Genomic DNA, 15,018 nt, shown 5'->3' with positions numbered 1-15,018 from the left:
AAGGCATACTCGACGGGTGAGTACAGTTCCCGAGATCCGCACCCTGCCCGTACCCGATGGCCTTGAGGGCGAGCGTGTCGACGCCGCCATCTCCCGGATGTTCGGGTTTTCCCGTACGAAGGCGGCCGAGCTGGCAGCTGCCGGGAAGGTGCAGGTCGACGGCTCTGCCGTCGGAAAGTCCGAGCGTGTGCACGGCGGGGCCTGGCTCGAGGTCGAGATGCCCCAGGCGCCCGCGCCGGTCCAGATCGTGGCCGAGCCCGTCGAGGGCATGGAGATCGTGCACGACGACGACGACATCGTGGTGATCGTCAAGCCGGTCGGCGTGGCCGCGCACCCGAGCCCCGGCTGGACCGGGACGACCGTGATCGGCGGCCTGGCCGCTGCCGGGTACCGCATCTCGACGTCGGGTGCGGCGGAGCGGCAGGGCATCGTGCACCGGCTGGACGTCGGCACGTCCGGACTGATGGTCGTCGCCAAGTCGGAGCGGGCGTACACCATGCTGAAGGCGCAGTTCCGGGACCGGACCGTGGACAAGCGGTATCACGCGCTGGTCCAGGGGCACCCGGACCCGATGAGCGGCACCATCGACGCCCCGATCGGCCGGCACCCGAACCACGACTACAAGTGGGCGGTCACGGCGGAGGGCAAGCCGTCGGTCACCCACTACGACCTGATCGAGGCGTTCCGGGCGGCGTCACTGCTGGACATCAAGCTGGAGACGGGGCGTACGCACCAGATCCGGGTGCACATGGCCGCCCACCGGCACCCGTGCGTGGGCGATCTGACGTATGGCGCGGACCCGACCATGGCGAAGCGGCTGGGGCTGACGCGGCAGTGGCTGCACGCGGTGCGGCTCGGCTTCGAGCACCCCTCGGACGGGCAGTGGGTCGAGTACGCGAGCGGGTACCCGGAGGACCTGCAGCAGGCGCTGGACGCGATCCGGGCCGAGAGCGAGTGAGCGCGGGCCCGTACGAGGTCAGGGTCGCCGGGGACGAGGCGGACCGTGAGGCCTGCTTCCGGGTCCGCAAGGAAGTCTTCGTCGTCGAGCAGCGGGTGCCCGAGGACATCGAGTACGACGCGTACGACGAGCCCGGCGCGGACACCGTGCATGTGCTGGCGATCCGGACGGACGGGCTGCCGCTGGGCACGGGCCGACTGCTGTACGGCCCCGACGCGGCCGGCCGGACGGGCGGCGACCGGACGGTCGGCTCGCTGGGCCGGCTCGCGGTGAGCAAGGCGGCGCGGGGGCTCGGTGTCGGTGTGGCGCTGGTGCGGGGCATCGAGGAGGCCGCCCGGGAGCGCGGCCTGGCGGCGGTGGATCTGCACGCGCAGACGCACGCGCTGGGCTTCTACGAGCGACTCGGGTACGGAGCGTACGGAGCGGAGTTCTCCGACGCGGGAATGCCGCACCGAGCGATGCGCAAGATGCTCTAGATACGCAAGGTGCTCCAAGAGCTCCAGGAGCAAGCCGGGCTGTCGTCGGGCCGCGGTCCGTCTGAACGGCAGGCCCCGGCAGGCCCCGGCAGGCCACTCGCCGCTCGGCGGGGCGACCTGCAGAGCGAGTGGGCGGGAGCCGCGAGGGGCGGTCAAGGCCGTTGCGTGGCACGGGAGTCGGACGGCCGCGCGGCCCGGGGCGGGTTCGTGCCGGGGCCGGAAGCGGCCTCGCTCGACGCGCATGGTGATCTCGCCGGTCATGCCGTGGTCCACCCCCGGCCGAAGCGGAAGGCATCCCGCACCGTACTCATCCGATGACTGTTCAGTCCGGTGAAGCAGCGAGCTGTGCCGATGAGGGTGTTGGGATGGTTCGGCTGGGTTGCGTGGCAGGCTGGAAGCCTTGACCGTTGAGGTTTCGAGCCCCCGGAGGGCGCACCGTGGACCAATTGGCGCTGCTGTTCGCGCTGTTGCTCGGGGCGGTGGTGACGGTGCCGCTGGGGGAGCGTCTCGGTCTGCCCGCGCCTGTGCTGATGACCCTCGCCGGGATCGTTCTGGCTTTTCTTCCCTTTGTGCCGAGCGTCGACGTACCGCCGGAGTTCATCCTTCCGCTGTTGCTGCCGCCCTTGCTCTACGCCTCCGTGCAGCGCACCTCATGGCGGCAGTTCACGGTCAATATCCGGCCGATCCTGCTGCTCGCGGTCGCGCTGGTGTTTGTGACGACCGCGGCGGTCGCGGCCGTCGCCAACGCCGTGGTGCCCGGGCTCCCGATCGCTGCGGCGGTCGCGCTCGGCGCGCTGGTCGCGCCGCCCGACCCGGTCGCCGCGACCGCCGTCGCCGGTTCGCTCGGACTGCCGCGCCGGATGGTCTCCATCCTGGAGGGCGAAGGGCTCTTCAACGACGTCACGGCGATCGTGCTCTACCACGTGGCGATCGCCGCGGCGGTGAGCGGGACCTTCTCCTGGCCGGCCGCCGTAGGGGATCTGGTGCTGTCCGGCGTGGTGGCCGTGGCCGTGGGGCTCGCGCTGGGCTGGCTCTCCAACAAGCTGATGGGCCTGCTCGGTGACGCGACGCTGCAGATCGGCCTCTCGCTGATGGTGCCCTTCGTCAGCTATGTGCTGGCGGAAGAGCTGAAGGGGTCCGGGGTTCTCGCCGTCCTCACCACCGCGCTCTTCCTTGCCGAGCACACCGCCGACGCCGACGACGTGATGGGACGGCTGGCCGGGAACACCTTCTGGCAGATCGTCGACACGCTCGTCACCGGCGTCGCCTTCGGTCTCATCGGGCTCGAACTCCACAACGTCTTCGGCACGGCCGACGGGCGCGAGATGCAGATGGTGGGGTGGGGCGCCGCGATCGTCGCGGTCGTCGTGGGCGTACGGCTGATGTGGCTGCTGCCCGCGACCTGGCTCGCCAAGAGACTGCACACCCGACGGGACTACGACGAGGAAATCCCCGTGACCTGGCGGGAGACCGTCATCATGTGGTGGGCGGGCATGCGGGGTGTGGCCTCGGTGGCGCTGGCGCTGGCCATTCCGTTGAAGACGGACAGCGGGGCGGACTTTCCGGGCCGGGACGAGATCATCTTCATCGCGTTCGCGGTCGTCATGGCCACGCTCGTCCTCCAGGGGCTGACCCTGCCGTGGATGGTGCGGCGGCTCGGCGTCCGGGCCGACGCGGACGTGGAGCGCGAACTGGAGCGGCGCCTCGCGCTGCGCGCGACGAAGGCGGCCCGGCACCGGCTGAGGGAGATCGAGGCGGTGGAGGAGCTGCCGGAGGATGTCAGCGAGCGGCTGCTGCGCCGGGCGTACGACATGGGGGCGCGGATCAGCTCGGACATCATCGACGACGAGCGGCGTGACTGGTTCGCGAAGCGACAGGACCGCCTCAGGACGACGCAGCGGATCCAGCGGGAGATGCTGTCGGCCGCGCGCCACGAGGTGCTCTCGGCCCGCAGCGAACCGGGCGCCAACCCGGAGGTGGTGGACCGGGTCCTACGGCACCTGGACGTGCGCAGCATGCGGTGAGACGGAGTGGGCGGGTGCGGGTGCGGGTGCGCGGCGGGCGCGGTGGCGAGGGCGGGGCCGGGCCGGGCCGGGCCGGGCCGGGGGAGAGTGCCCGACTGCGGTGACTGCGCGGCGGGCGTCCGACAGGTCCCCGGGCAGGTCCCGGGGCAGGTCCCCGGCCGTGGCCCGGTCCGACTCGACCGGGCCACGGCCGGACCCGGCTCTGCATGCCCGTGCCGGACCGGCCGGCCTGCTGACCTTCTGGCCTGCGCCGGCCCTGATCCGGCTCTGATCCGGCCGGACCCGGCGTATCCAGAGCCGCAGGCCCGGGACCCCGGTCCGGTCTGACCCGAGCCGAGCCGGTCCGAGTCGACCCGATGTGCCCCGGCCTGGACCGAGGGCCCCGCCCTCAGCCGCCCGGGCTCCCGGATCCGCCGGCCCGCCCTGGCCGTCCAGGTTCAGCCGCGGCCCGTGCGGGGATGCTGCCCGTCAGGGCTGTTGTCCGTGGCGTGGGCATGGGCGGCGTCAGCGACGTCAGCGACGTCAGGGACGTCAGGGACGTTAACGGTGTGGACCTCCGCCGCAGGAGGCGGACCGTCCGCCCGGCCTCCCTCCGGCAGCGGCACCGCCGACATCGTGATCCGTGGCAGCGCGTACGGATGCTCCTCGTACAGCCAGGCGATCATCCGCTCCCGCACCGCGCACCGCGCCGTCCAGACATCGTCGGCGTCCTTCGCCGTGACCACCGCCCGCACCTCCATCGTGCTGGGGGTCGTGTCCGTGACCGCCAGGCTCCAGTCACGGCCGTCCCACGCCGCGCACTCCCGCAGAACGTCGTGCAGCTTCTCGCGCATCAGGCCCACCGGCGCCGAGTGGTCCAGATGGAAGAAGACCGTCCCGGTCATCTGGGCCCCGCCGCGCGACCAGTTCTCGAACGGCTTGCTGGTGAAGTACGACACCGGCATCGTGATGCGCCGCTCGTCCCACGTCCGTACGGCGAGGAAGGTGAGTGTGACCTCCTCGACCACGCCCCACTCCCCGTCCACCACCACCGTGTCGCCGATGCGCACCATGTCGCCGAAGGCGATCTGGAAGCCGGCGAAGAGATTGCCGAGCGTGGACTGGGCGGCGACACCGGCGACGATGCCGATCACGCCCGCGGAGGCGAGCAGCGAGGCGCCGAGCTTCTCCATGCCGGGGAAGGTCAGCAGCATCGCCGCGACCGCCACCACCACAACGATCGCCGTGGCGATCCGCATGATCAGCGTGACCTGTGTACGCACCCGCCGTACCCGGGCGGGATCGCGGGTCGAGGACGCGTAGCGGGCGTACGACGACTCCACGACCGCGGAGATGATCCGTATCACCAGCCAGGCCCCGGCGCCGATCAGCACCAGCGACAGCACCTGGCCGATGTCGGCCTCGTGCTTCTCGATGAGCCGCCACTGAGTCTCTTGGTAGGTCCCTCTCAGCAGCGCGGTGAGCAGCACAACCTGAAGGGGCAGCCGGCAGCGCCGCAGCAGCCCCCACAGGGGGGTCTCGGGGTGGCGGGCGTCCACGCGGCGGAGCAGCAGGTCGACAGCCCAGCCGCACAGCAGCGTGAGCACGACCGAGCCACCGACGACAATCAACGGGCGCAGTTCGTTCTCCATGTCTCCGAAGCTCACTAGCCAACTGGCAGGATGACCGAATGAACATCATGCTTTTTCATTCGGTTTACGGTCTGCGCCCGGCCGTACACGCGGCAGCCGACCGGCTGCGCGCCGCCGGGCACCAGGTTCGCGTGCCCGACCTCTTCGACGGTCAAACCGTCGAGACCGTCGAGGAGGGCAGGGCGCTCAAGGACAAGATCGGCAAGGAGGAGCTGCTGCGGCGCGCGATCCTGGCCGCCGCGCCGTACTCCGAAGAGGGACTGGTGTACGCCGGGTTCTCGCTCGGCGGCTCGATCGCGCAGAACCTCGCGCTGGGTGACCGGAAGGCGCGCGGCCTGCTGCTTCTGCACGGCACCTCCGACATCGCGGAGGGGGCGACCGTGGACGAGCTGCCCGTACAGCTGCATGTCGCGGACCCGGACCCCTTCGAGCCGCACGACTGGCTGAACTCCTGGTACCTCCAGATGCAGCGGACCGGCGCGGACGTGGAGATCTACCGCTACCCGGGCGCCGGACACCTGTACACCGACCCGGATCTGCCCGACTACGACGAGGCGTCGGCCGATCTGACCTGGCGGACCGCGCTGGGCTTCCTCGCGACGCTCTAGGACTGCTTCAGGGCCATGGTTCAGGGGCGGGTGCAGCGGCCGCTGGTGCCGCCGCCCGGGGCCGGGTTGCAGAGGTACTTGCTGTCGGACCCACGGTGGCTCAGAAAGCGGCCGAAGCACTCGTCCTTCGTACTCAGGCCGTTGGTACGACACCAGGAGACCGCGGCGGCGCCGTCGTCGAAGCCGGGGACGTAGAAATTCCAGTAGCCGGAGCGGAGTGAGGCGTACTCGCTGCTGTCGACGTACTGGACATTGCTGAGGCCCTGGTTGCGCAGGGCCTGCTCCTGGCGGTCCCGGGCCGCGGCGCCCGAAGACTTGCCCACGGAGGCGAGCTGGGCGACCCAGACGCCGGCCTCCGGGTTCCCTGTCGGGAGCGGCGGGCTCTGCGATTGCCCGGGCTTCGGCGTGGGGGTCGTCGTCGCTGTGGGGGAGCTGCCGCTGGAACCCGCCTTGTCCCCGGTGCTGTCGCCCGCCCGGTTGTCCGGGGCGCGCAGGTCGAACACCAGGGCCGCGCCCGCGGTGACCGCGACGGCCACCGCGATCACCGCCGCGACGACCGATATGCGGCGCCCGGCCCGCCCGGCCCGCTCCGGCCGCGCCACCGGCGGCTGGTACGGCGTCTGGCGCGGCGTCTGCGGCGCCGTACCGGATTCGACCTGCGCCAGCATCGCGTCCAGCGCGGCCGCGTCGGGCCGCGCCGCCGGGTCCCGTACCAGCAGCGCGCTCAGGACGGGTGCGAGCGGACCGGAGCGCACCGGCGGTGGCACCTCGTCGTCCAGTACGGCCGCCAGCGTGGCCAGCGTCGTACCGCGGCGCAGCGGGCTCACGCCCTCCACGCACACGTACAACAGAAGACCCAGCGACCAGAGGTCGGAGGCCGGGGCGTTGTCCCGCCCCCGGATCCGTTCGGGAGCGATGTATTCGGGCGAACCGATCAGATCGCCGGTTGCCGTCAGCGAGGTCGAACCCTTCAGGGCAGCGATGCCGAAGTCCGTGAGCACCGCACTGCCGTCAGCGCGCAGCAGCACATTGGCCGGCTTGACGTCCCGGTGCTGGATGCCCGCCGCGTGCGCGGCGCGCAGCGCGGAGAGCAACTCCCGGCCCGTCTTCGCGGCCTCCTGCGGGCTGACCGGCCCCTGGGCGAGCCGGTCCTGGAGCGTGGCGCCCGGGAGCAGCTCCATGACGATCCATGGATGCGGGCCCTCGTCGACGATGTGATGAATCGTCACCACATGGGGATGGCTGATTCTGGCCAGGGCCCTGGCCTCGCGCAGCACACGCTCTCGTAGTGTGCGCGAGGCCTGGGGGCGGGCGGCCGCCAGCGCGGGGTCGGGCGACCGGACCTCTTTCAGTGCCACCTCACGGTGCAGGACGGTGTCCCAGGCGCGCCACACCGTGCCCATGCCGCCGCTGCCGAGCCGCTCCCGCAGCTCGAAGCGTCCGTCGACGATCCTGCTGTGTGCGCTGTCTGCGCCGCCCGTGCCCCCGGTCATGCGGGTCAGCGTACGGGCTGGTCGACCCGCTCGACACGCTGGGTACCGGACCGGGTCCGGTAGGAGCGGGCCCACTTGGACGTCGCGTCGCGCTTCGTCTTGTCGGACAGGACGTAGTAGTCCATCTGCGAGCGCTCGGCGGTGACATCGAGGACGCCGTAGCCGTGCCCGTCCATGTCCAGCCACTTCACATGACGGTTGGCCGCCTTGACGGCCGTGGAGGCGACCAGCGAGAGCGTGCCCGGCGCGACATGGAGAAGGTCGTCCAGATTGTCGGAGCTCACCGATGTCACCACGAACTCGGTCGCGGCGGACTGTGAGAACGGATACGTCGCCGCCTTGACCGGTACGTCGTTCGCCCAGGCCATGTGGATGTCGCCGGTGAGGAAGACAGTGTTCTCGATCCCGCGCTGCGTCAGATGCCCGAGCAGCTCCTTGCGGTCGTCGGTGTAGCCGTCCCACTGGTCGACATTGATCGCGAGGCCCTCCTTGGGCAGCCCGAGCAACTCCGCGATCGGCCCCAGCAGATGGGCCGGTACGGAGCCGAAGGCGACCGGCGAGATCATCACGGAGGTGCCGACCAGCTTCCACGCGGCGTCGGACCCGGCAAGACCCGCCTTCAGCCAGTCCAGCTGCGCGCGGCCGGTGAGCGTACGCTCCGGGTCGTCCACGCTGCCGTTGCCGACCGTCGTCTGCTGCGAGCGGAAGGACCGCAGGTCCAGCAGATGCAGATCGGCGAGCTTGCCGAAGCGCAGCCGGCGGTAGACGGTGCCCTCGGTGGAGGTGCGTACGGGCATCCACTCGAAGTAGGCCTGACGGGCGGCCGCGGCCCGCGCAGCCCACTCGCCCTCGGCGCCCGGTGTGTGGTTCTCCGCGCCGCCCGACCAGGTGTCGTTCGCGAACTCGTGGTCGTCCCAGATCGCGATCACCGGGTGGGCGGCGTGCAGCGCCTGCAGGTCGGTGTCCGTCTTGTAGGTGGCATGCCGGGTGCGGTAGTCGGCGAGGGTGAGGATCTCGTGCTTCGGCTCGTGCTGCCGTACGACGTACTTCTCCTCCGGGTACCCGCCGGTCGCGTACTCGTAGATGTAGTCGCCGAGATGGAGGACCGCGTCGAGGTCGGCGCGGGCGGCCAGATGCCGGTACGCGGAGAAGTAGCCGGACTCCCAGTTGGCGCAGGAGACCACTCCGAAGCGGACACCGGGGGTGGTGGCGTCGGTGGCCGGGGTGGTGCGGGTTCGGCCGACGGGAGAGAGGGCCGTGCCGGCGGTGAAGCGGAAGTAATAGGCGGTCGCCTGGCGCAGGCCTCTTACGTCCACCTTGACGGTGTGGTCGGACGAGGCCTTCGAGGTGGTGGTGCCACTGGCGACGACCCGGGCAAAGCCCTTGTCCTCCGCGACCTCCCAACTCACCGCGGTGTCCGGACCCTTGCCCGAGCCCGGTACGGCGTCGGGGCCGGGGGTGAGACGCGTCCACAGCAGTACGCCGTCGGGCAGCGGGTCGCCGGAGGCTATGCCATGGAGAAAGGCCGGGCCCTGGCCGTCGGCGGAGGCGGTGGAGGAGGCGGCCGCGAGAACGGGCGCGGCGACAGCGGTGGCGGCAGCGGCCTTGACGACCGTGCGGCGGCTGGGAGTTGAGGAAAATCGACTGGTCACGGCCGATCAGACTACTGATCGGTAAGCCGAATGGGTGAGCGAACGGAGAAAGTTCGCCCGCCCATCTGTGGCGGTCCACCGTGACGTTCCCTGCCGGTCGGCCGGCGGGCAGGTCACCACTGTCGGTATCGGCTCGGCTCGGCCGGGAGGATCAGCCTCTCAATGCCCAACATCTGGAAGCTCAGCGTCCGACGCTGAGCCGGATGCTGTAGCCCTTGCCGCCGCCCTTGAAGGCCACGATGTCGAGTGCGGGACAGACGTCGTGGCCGAGCGGAACGGGGCCGTGGCGTTGCCAGTCGATGGCGCCGTTCGCCGGGACGTTCGGCAGGCCGTAGTCGATGTGTCCTCAACGGAAGGCGAGCCTGCGGAAGGCGTCGCGCACGTCTGTCAGGGCCCCTCGGTCACGGGTGTAGTAAAGCTTGTTCGTGAGCAACACCGCCCAGCGCTCTTGCGCGGGCGAGAGCCACATGCCGGTGCCCGTGAAGCCGTAGTGGACCCAGATGTCGTGCTCGGTCGGGACGGTGCCCGGAGCGGGGTGCCAGAACAGACCACGTGCAGGGGCGAGCTCGCCGGTGTGGATCTTGAGGGACTCCTTGACCCAGGTGGGGCCGAACCCAGGACGGTCGGCCGACTCGGTGTGACCGAGCATGTTGCGGAGGAACGACGTGAGGTCGTCGAGTACGGAGAAGGCGCCGGCGATGCCGCAAGTGCCGTTGAGGAGGCGGGCGGAGAAGTCGTGGGCGGTGCCCTTGAGGTGGGCGCCGGTGGTCTCGTCGAGCTCGGTGGGCGCACAACGTGCTGCGGCCTCTGTCGGCAATGGGCCGAAGCGAGTTTCCCTCATGCCGAGGGGCTGCCAGACGCGGGTGGTGGCGAACACGTGCAACGTCTGGCCGGACAGGTGCTCGGCAAGATAGCCGAGGATGAGGGCCGCGCGGTCGGTGTATTCGACGGCTTCGCCGGGTGGGCGGTGAAGGGCTTCGTGGAGGACGCCGTCGCGGATGTCCTGTGGGTCGGTGCCGTAGAGGGCTCTGAGGTTGGCGCGCAGAGGGACGCCGACTGTGTGCGTGAGCAGGTGATGGGCGGTGACCTGGCCCAGGGGATGGCCAGCGACCTCGGTCCAGAGGGTGCCCAGTGGGGCGTCGAGCTGGAGTTTGCCGTCTTCGACGAGGGTGCCGATGGTGGACCAGACAGCGAGGACCTTGGTCAAGCTGGCGACGTCGAAGATGGTGTCGAGCCGCATGGGTTCGTCGGGCCGAGTGGGATTGAGGAGCCCGACGGCGCCGCTGGCCTCCGTTCCACGAGCGTTGCCCATGGCCCAGACGGCGCCGGGGTAGACCTTGTTGTGAACGCCGTCCTGGAGGAGCTTTTCGATGCGGTCGGTGTCGAGCGTCATGGTCTCCCGATCGTTGCGGCGTGCGGTGTCCCGCTGGTCAGCGTAGTGACGCAGCCGGGCAGCTATCGGCTGCGCCACGGGCGGGTCAGGTGAGCTGGTTGCCGAGGTCGGTCAGTGCCGTCGCGGTAGCGGTGAGGGGGTACCGGACGGCGTTAGTCTCGCCCGCCGCTTGGAGGGCGGCGTACAGGCCGGGGGTGTTGCGGAGCCTGTCGAGGTCACGGACCAGAGCCGCGGGGTTGGTGAAGTCGGTGGCGAGGCCCGTGGTGGCCAGGGTTTCGTTGAGGCCGGGCACGGGTTGGTAGAGGACCGGCAGGCCGCATGCCTGGGCTTCGAGGGCCACCAAGCCCATGGCTTCGAGCGTGGTGGAGGGCAGGACGAGAGCGTCGTGGTCGGCGAAGGCTTTCCACAGTTGTGGGCGACGGAGCCAGCCGAGGTATCGGACGTGGACGCCTGGGCGGCGGAGCAGTGGGGCCAGGGTGTGGAGCTGGGGGAGTGGTGCGGCGATGCTCAGCTCGACGGCTTGGGCAAGCGGTAGTGCGTGGAGCAGGGCCTCGACGCCCTTCTCGGCGGTGAGACGTCCTGCGTAGAGCAGGCGGAGGTGGCTGTTCTGCCGGTGAGCGGGACGTGGGGGTGGAGTGGCGAGCAGGTGGTCGGGGATGCCCCAGGGGATCTTCTCGATCTTTCGCTGGCTCGTGTGGGGTGCGAGACGGAGGAGCCGGTCGGCCATGGCACCGGTGGGGACGACGATGGCGTCGGCGGCTCGCGCGGCCTGGCGGAGCACCTGGTGCTGGTCGCGGTGCATCTCGGCGAAGAGGAGATCGGTGCCGTGGACCAGGGCAATGCGTGGGTGCCGGGGAAGAGCGCGGAGGAGGGCCGGCGTGCCGCCGAAGGTGAGGTGTTGGAGGTGGAGGACGCTGATCCGGGACGGGTCCAGAGTGCTCGTGAGCGCGTGTCGCAAGGAGGCGACGTAGCGGTGAAAGGGCGGGCCGTTCAGGCACTTTCCGGCTCCGGGTAGCAGCTCCATCCCGGCGGGTGGACGGTGGTGCGGACCTGTCGGCCTCAGCATGAAGGCACGGGCGGGGATGAGGGGCTCGGTGCCGGTGTAAAGGTCGTGGAAGAGCTCGACGCTGCCGCCGGGGCTGCCGAAGGGCAGGTCGAGGACTGTGGCCACCACGTTGTTCATGACGGGCCTCCAGTGATCTCCTCGTACAGGCGTGACGTCTCGATGCCCGTGCTGGCCATGTACTTGAGGCCGTGCTGCTGGTAGCTGGCAGCGGCTCCGAAGGGCTGGATGAACGCCAACTTTCCGAAGGTCATGCGCGGATACACACGTACGGGCCGGGCGGCGCGGATCTCCAGCGTCCAGCGGATGGCGTGGCCCTGGTGGCCGAGCGGGGCGGAGACATGGACCCAGATACCTAGGCCGCCGATGGTGCGGTCACCGTTGAGGAATTGGGCGTACGTCTCCGAGCCCGTCTTCTCGTACGTAACACCGAGGTAGAGCACGCCCGCCTCCAGGACCAGTCCGATGGCGGGGACGGTGACCTCGGTGAACGCGGTGGGTGTGGCAGCGTCCAGGTCGCCGTCGCAGACGCGCAGTGTGTCGCCGAGGCGCCAGTCATAGGCGTTCGGTGAGAGGCGGATCGGATCGTACGGGTCGATGGTGATCTCGCCGGCGGTACGGGCGGCGGCGATCGCAGGACCGGTGAGGATCACAAGACCACCGCCCGGAGCGGAGCGACGTCACGCCAGTAGGCAGACGGCTGGGGGCCGGTGGCGGCCTGGTACTTGCCGGAGTACAGGTCCACCGGGCCGACAGAGACGAAGAACATGATCTGCCCGATCTTCATGCCCGCGTACACGCGCAGAGGCCGGACAGGCGACGGCATGAGGGTCCACTGGCCGTGGAAGCCGATGTCGCCGATGGGGGCGGTGATCTCGACGAAGAGGCCGAGTCGGCCGACGGAGGAGCGGCCGAAGAGAAGGGGGACGAAGGTGTCGGAGCCGACTTCTTCGAGGGTGTGGCCGAGGTAGAGCTCGCCGGGCTGAAGTACGAAGCCGGTGTCGTCGATCGTGGTTTCGCGGGTGGGGTTGGGGCGGTGCGCGTCGATGACGGGCGCGTTGTACGTCAGGAGTGTCGGACCGAGGCGGACGTTGTAGCTGTTCGGGTTCACCTGGGCCTGGTCGAACGGGGAGATGGACAGTCGGCCGTCGTGTGCGGCTGCGGTGATCTCGGGGCCGGTGAGGATCAACGCTCGGCTCCTTCGGTTAGGAGGTGCTGGAGGGCCTGGCCGAGGCGGAGTCCGGCCTGGTGGGTGCGGCCGTGCAGGCAGGTGTCGGCCAGGTATTCGGTGGTCAGCACGGTGGTGAGGCGCGGAGGCAGCGGGTCCGGAGCGCTGACCAGGGGGCCAGCCCGCTCGGTGAGGTGGGCGAGCAGCCTCTCGGGAGCGTCCTGAGCGGCGATGGGCACGCGGGCATGGACGAGCTGGTTGCCGAACGGCTCGATGGCGAGGAGATCGCCGAGCGTCAGATGGTCGCCGAGCGGGGTAGGGCGCAGGGCGGTCTCGTTCAGGACGAGTACGTCGGCGTCCAGCCCGCTGCGCAGGCGGACGGCGAGGTCGGTCAGAAGTTCGCGGCGGGTGGGGAGCCGGTTGCGGTACCGCTTCGCGATGCTTCCCAGGCGGGCCGACAACCTCCGCTCGACGTCCGTGATCTTGGCTCGTGCGGGGGCGAGCACGGGTGGGAAGGGCGTGGAGGTGCTGCTGGGGAAGTTCGCGCTGTGGCAGGCCCACGCGGTGGCCTCGCGTCGGGCAAGCGCGTAACCGGCCGTGAGTTCCTGTCCTTTCAGGACGGTGGTGTCGCCGATGTGGACCGGTCCGTGCTGCGGGCTGTGGCAATGTCCAGAGAAGATCACGCCCAGGAATGGGCACGCCGCGGCCAGGCCGAGGTCCTCGCTGAAGCCCGAGTGGCTGAGCAGAACCCAGTCGTCGACCTGGTGGTGATGCGACAGCATCAGCTCGCGCAGCGCCAGGACCGGATCAATGACGCGGTGCGAGGCCCGGTGCTCGATGGGTATCGCGTTGAACGCCTGAATGCCGATCACGGCGGTGATGCCGACCCGTCGGCCACCGATGACGGCGACGTGCAGCGGGTGGAAGAGCGGGCGGCCGGTGGTGGCGTCGACGGCGTTTGCACATACGGTCAGCCGGTGCAGTGCGGGCTCGAAGTGGTGGGCCCAGCCATGGTTGCCCGGTGCGACCACGTCGTATAGCCCGGTCAGGATCTCCCGCTCAATCTCGCCCTCGGCGAGCCGGTAATAGCCGCTGCCTTCGAAGAAGTCGCCACAGTCGACGACGAGCGAGTCCCGTCGCGCGACATGCAGGTAGGTCAGCATTGGGGCGGCGTTGCCGAAGGCGGAGTGGACGTCGGTGGTGGCGACGATCCGGTTCAGGACGCGGGTGGTCATGGCGTCACCTCGCAGATGTCCGCGCCCAGCGTGTGGAGTTTGCCGGGCAGGTCCGCGTGGCCCCGACGCAGCTGCTTGAGGCCGCCCAGAGTGGTGACGCCTCGGGCGGTGAGGCCGGCGATCAGCAGGGCCGAGCCTGTGCGGATGTCGGTTGCCTCCACGCCTGCTCCCGTGAGTCGCTGCGGGCCCGTCAGGCGGCAGTGGGTCGGGGAGATCTCGTCGATGACGGCTCCGAGCCGGCCGAGGTGGGGCAGCAGGTTGCCGTGGCGGCCCGGGTTGATCGTGTCGGCGAAGAAGTGCGTGCCGGGCAGCCCGAGGGCCAAGGCCATGAGGGGCGGCTCGAAGTCGGCGTCCAATCCGTCCGGGGAGAGCGAGGCGATGGCGCGCAGAGAGCGGCCCGTGAGTCGTGCGTCCTGCGCCTGAACGGTGAGACTGTCAGCCTCGGCGCTGGCGTGGATGCCGAGCGAGCGCAGCGCGGCGACCAGGGGCGCGATGTCCTCTGCCCGTACGCCGTCGATTCGACCGGCACCGCCGGTCGTGGCCATCGCGCACGCGAGCGTGCCCGCCTCGATCCTGTCGCCGGGCACAGTCCACGTCACCGGCTCGTGCGTCACGGTGGATGGCGGTGACAGGGCAAGGAGGCGGTCGCTGGCCCGGCTCTTCCAGTCGGCGGACCGCAGCGCCTCCAGGAGGCTGATGACCTCGGCGGAGAGGTTCGGCTGGCCGAGCCGTAAAGGCTGCCCCGCGATCATGGCACGCAGTACCGCAGCGACGGTGGCTCCGCGGGAGCGGAAGGGCAGCACGTGCGACACCGTCCCAGCGGCCGACTTCCTGGCCTCGACGGCGTATCCGCTGTCGTCGACGACTACCCGGTCGCCGAATGCCCCGTACACCCGGAAGTGCTGCTCCATTCCGCGCTCACCGATCTGGCACCCACCCGGCCAGGGAAGCCGGGCCCGTCCATAGCTGCCCAGGAGCGCGGGCACCAAGTAGTACGAGGCGCGGATACGGGCCGCCCCGTTGAGATCGGGAAGGGGCAGTGCGGTGTCACCAGGCAGGATGTCGACGCTTTCGGCCTCCCCGACCACGTGGTCCACCCGCCACCCTGCCTGGTGCATCAGGGTGATCATGGTCTGAACGTCTGTGCTCGACGGAACGTTCTGCAACCGTACCGGTCGGTGGAGCGCCGCAGCGGCGGCCAGCAGGGGCAGGGCGGCGTTCTTGGAACCGTCGACCTTCACGGCACCCGAAAGCGGCTGACCGGGCCGGACAGCGATCACTTCGGCGGGATGGGCAGCCAATTGGGTGTTGGTCATG

General features: G+C 70.2%; 13 protein-coding genes. 4 read left to right on the top strand and 9 right to left on the bottom strand.

The genetic code is table 11. The annotated features are described in order from the left end of the window. Nucleotides 1-16 precede the first annotated feature (16 nt). The 3 genes from OG883_RS21735 to OG883_RS21725 all read left to right on the top strand — a co-directional run bounded on the left by OG883_RS21735 (nucleotide 17) and on the right by OG883_RS21725 (nucleotide 3,458). On the top strand, nucleotides 17-958 hold the full coding sequence (locus OG883_RS21735; RefSeq protein WP_266543348.1) for an RluA family pseudouridine synthase: 942 nt from the start codon (nucleotides 17-19) through the stop codon (nucleotides 956-958). Then, entirely contained in the window at nucleotides 955-1,434 is a 480-nt protein-coding gene (locus OG883_RS21730) for a GNAT family N-acetyltransferase (protein ID WP_266543347.1), read from the top strand. Before OG883_RS21735 ends, OG883_RS21730 begins: the two co-directional genes overlap by 4 nt. Nucleotides 1,435-1,871: 437 nt before the next feature. Beyond that, the gene (locus tag OG883_RS21725) at nucleotides 1,872-3,458 is read left to right on the top strand and encodes a Na+/H+ antiporter (RefSeq protein ID WP_266543346.1); all 1,587 of its coding nucleotides are present in this window, start codon (nucleotides 1,872-1,874) and stop codon (nucleotides 3,456-3,458) included. A gap of 437 nt (nucleotides 3,459-3,895) precedes the next feature. On the opposite strand, the gene OG883_RS21720 is transcribed toward OG883_RS21725, so the two are convergent. Next, on the bottom strand, nucleotides 3,896-5,089 hold the full coding sequence (locus tag OG883_RS21720) for a mechanosensitive ion channel family protein (RefSeq protein ID WP_266543345.1): 1,194 nt from the start codon (nucleotides 5,087-5,089) through the stop codon (nucleotides 3,896-3,898). Between the two features lie 38 nt (nucleotides 5,090-5,127). Here OG883_RS21720 and OG883_RS21715 point away from each other — a divergent pair, with 38 nt between their 5' ends. Beyond that, nucleotides 5,128-5,697: a dienelactone hydrolase family protein gene (locus OG883_RS21715; RefSeq protein ID WP_266543344.1), complete on the top strand. Its 570-nt coding sequence runs from the start codon at nucleotides 5,128-5,130 to the stop codon at nucleotides 5,695-5,697. Between the two features lie 20 nt (nucleotides 5,698-5,717). Here OG883_RS21715 and OG883_RS21710 read toward each other — a convergent pair whose 3' ends face one another. From OG883_RS21710 to OG883_RS21675, 8 genes are all read right to left on the bottom strand, one after another. Beyond that, nucleotides 5,718-7,190 (bottom strand): serine/threonine-protein kinase, encoded by a 1,473-nt coding sequence (locus tag OG883_RS21710; RefSeq protein ID WP_266543343.1) that lies wholly within the window; start codon nucleotides 7,188-7,190, stop codon nucleotides 5,718-5,720. 5 nt (nucleotides 7,191-7,195) lie between these two features. Continuing rightward, complete coding sequence (locus tag OG883_RS21705; RefSeq protein WP_266543342.1) at nucleotides 7,196-8,842, bottom strand: alkaline phosphatase; 1,647 nt, start codon at nucleotides 8,840-8,842, stop codon at nucleotides 7,196-7,198. Between the two features lie 346 nt (nucleotides 8,843-9,188). Beyond that, a complete protein-coding gene (locus OG883_RS21700; RefSeq protein ID WP_266543341.1) occupies nucleotides 9,189-10,235 on the bottom strand; it encodes a serine hydrolase in 1,047 nt (348 codons plus the stop codon). An 85-nt stretch (nucleotides 10,236-10,320) separates the two neighbouring features. Beyond that, a complete protein-coding gene (locus OG883_RS21695; protein WP_266543340.1) occupies nucleotides 10,321-11,418 on the bottom strand; it encodes a glycosyltransferase family 4 protein in 1,098 nt (365 codons plus the stop codon). Continuing rightward, nucleotides 11,415-11,951: a deoxycytidine triphosphate deaminase gene (locus tag OG883_RS21690; protein WP_266543339.1), complete on the bottom strand. Its 537-nt coding sequence runs from the start codon at nucleotides 11,949-11,951 to the stop codon at nucleotides 11,415-11,417. Before OG883_RS21690 ends, OG883_RS21695 begins: the two co-directional genes overlap by 4 nt. Next, nucleotides 11,948-12,487 carry a dCTP deaminase gene (gene dcd / locus OG883_RS21685; RefSeq protein WP_266543338.1) on the bottom strand — a complete coding sequence of 180 codons (540 nt, stop codon included), beginning with the start codon at nucleotides 12,485-12,487 and terminating at the stop codon, nucleotides 11,948-11,950. Before dcd ends, OG883_RS21690 begins: the two co-directional genes overlap by 4 nt. Further along, nucleotides 12,484-13,701, bottom strand: coding sequence for a metallophosphoesterase (locus tag OG883_RS21680; RefSeq protein ID WP_266543337.1), 1,218 nt, complete (start codon nucleotides 13,699-13,701; stop codon nucleotides 12,484-12,486). The genes dcd and OG883_RS21680 overlap by 4 nt, the downstream gene beginning before the upstream one ends. Next, a complete protein-coding gene (locus OG883_RS21675) occupies nucleotides 13,698-15,017 on the bottom strand; it encodes a UDP-N-acetylglucosamine 1-carboxyvinyltransferase (RefSeq protein ID WP_266543336.1) in 1,320 nt (439 codons plus the stop codon). The genes OG883_RS21680 and OG883_RS21675 overlap by 4 nt, the downstream gene beginning before the upstream one ends. Nucleotide 15,018 lies beyond the last annotated feature (1 nt).

Origin of the sequence: Streptomyces sp. NBC_01142 (genome assembly GCF_026341125.1) — a bacterium.
Taxonomy (GTDB): domain Bacteria; phylum Actinomycetota; class Actinomycetes; order Streptomycetales; family Streptomycetaceae; genus Streptomyces.
This window is presented reverse-complemented; position numbering and strand designations above follow the sequence as displayed.

Bases quoted from the DNA above. Each gene is read 5' to 3' on its own strand.
- OG883_RS21720 (WP_266543345.1), bottom strand. From the start codon at position 5,089: ATGGAGAACGAACTGCGCCCGTTGATTGTCGTCGGTGGCTCGGTCGTG.
- OG883_RS21715 (WP_266543344.1), top strand. From the start codon at position 5,128: ATGAACATCATGCTTTTTCATTCGGTTTACGGTCTGCGCCCGGCCGTA.
- OG883_RS21710 (WP_266543343.1), bottom strand. From the start codon at position 7,190: ATGACCGGGGGCACGGGCGGCGCAGACAGCGCACACAGCAGGATCGTC.
- OG883_RS21700 (WP_266543341.1), bottom strand. From the start codon at position 10,235: ATGACGCTCGACACCGACCGCATCGAAAAGCTCCTCCAGGACGGCGTT.
- OG883_RS21695 (WP_266543340.1), bottom strand. From the start codon at position 11,418: ATGAACAACGTGGTGGCCACAGTCCTCGACCTGCCCTTCGGCAGCCCC.
- OG883_RS21680 (WP_266543337.1), bottom strand. From the start codon at position 13,701: ATGACCACCCGCGTCCTGAACCGGATCGTCGCCACCACCGACGTCCAC.
- OG883_RS21675 (WP_266543336.1), bottom strand. From the start codon at position 15,017: ATGACCAACACCCAATTGGCTGCCCATCCCGCCGAAGTGATCGCTGTC.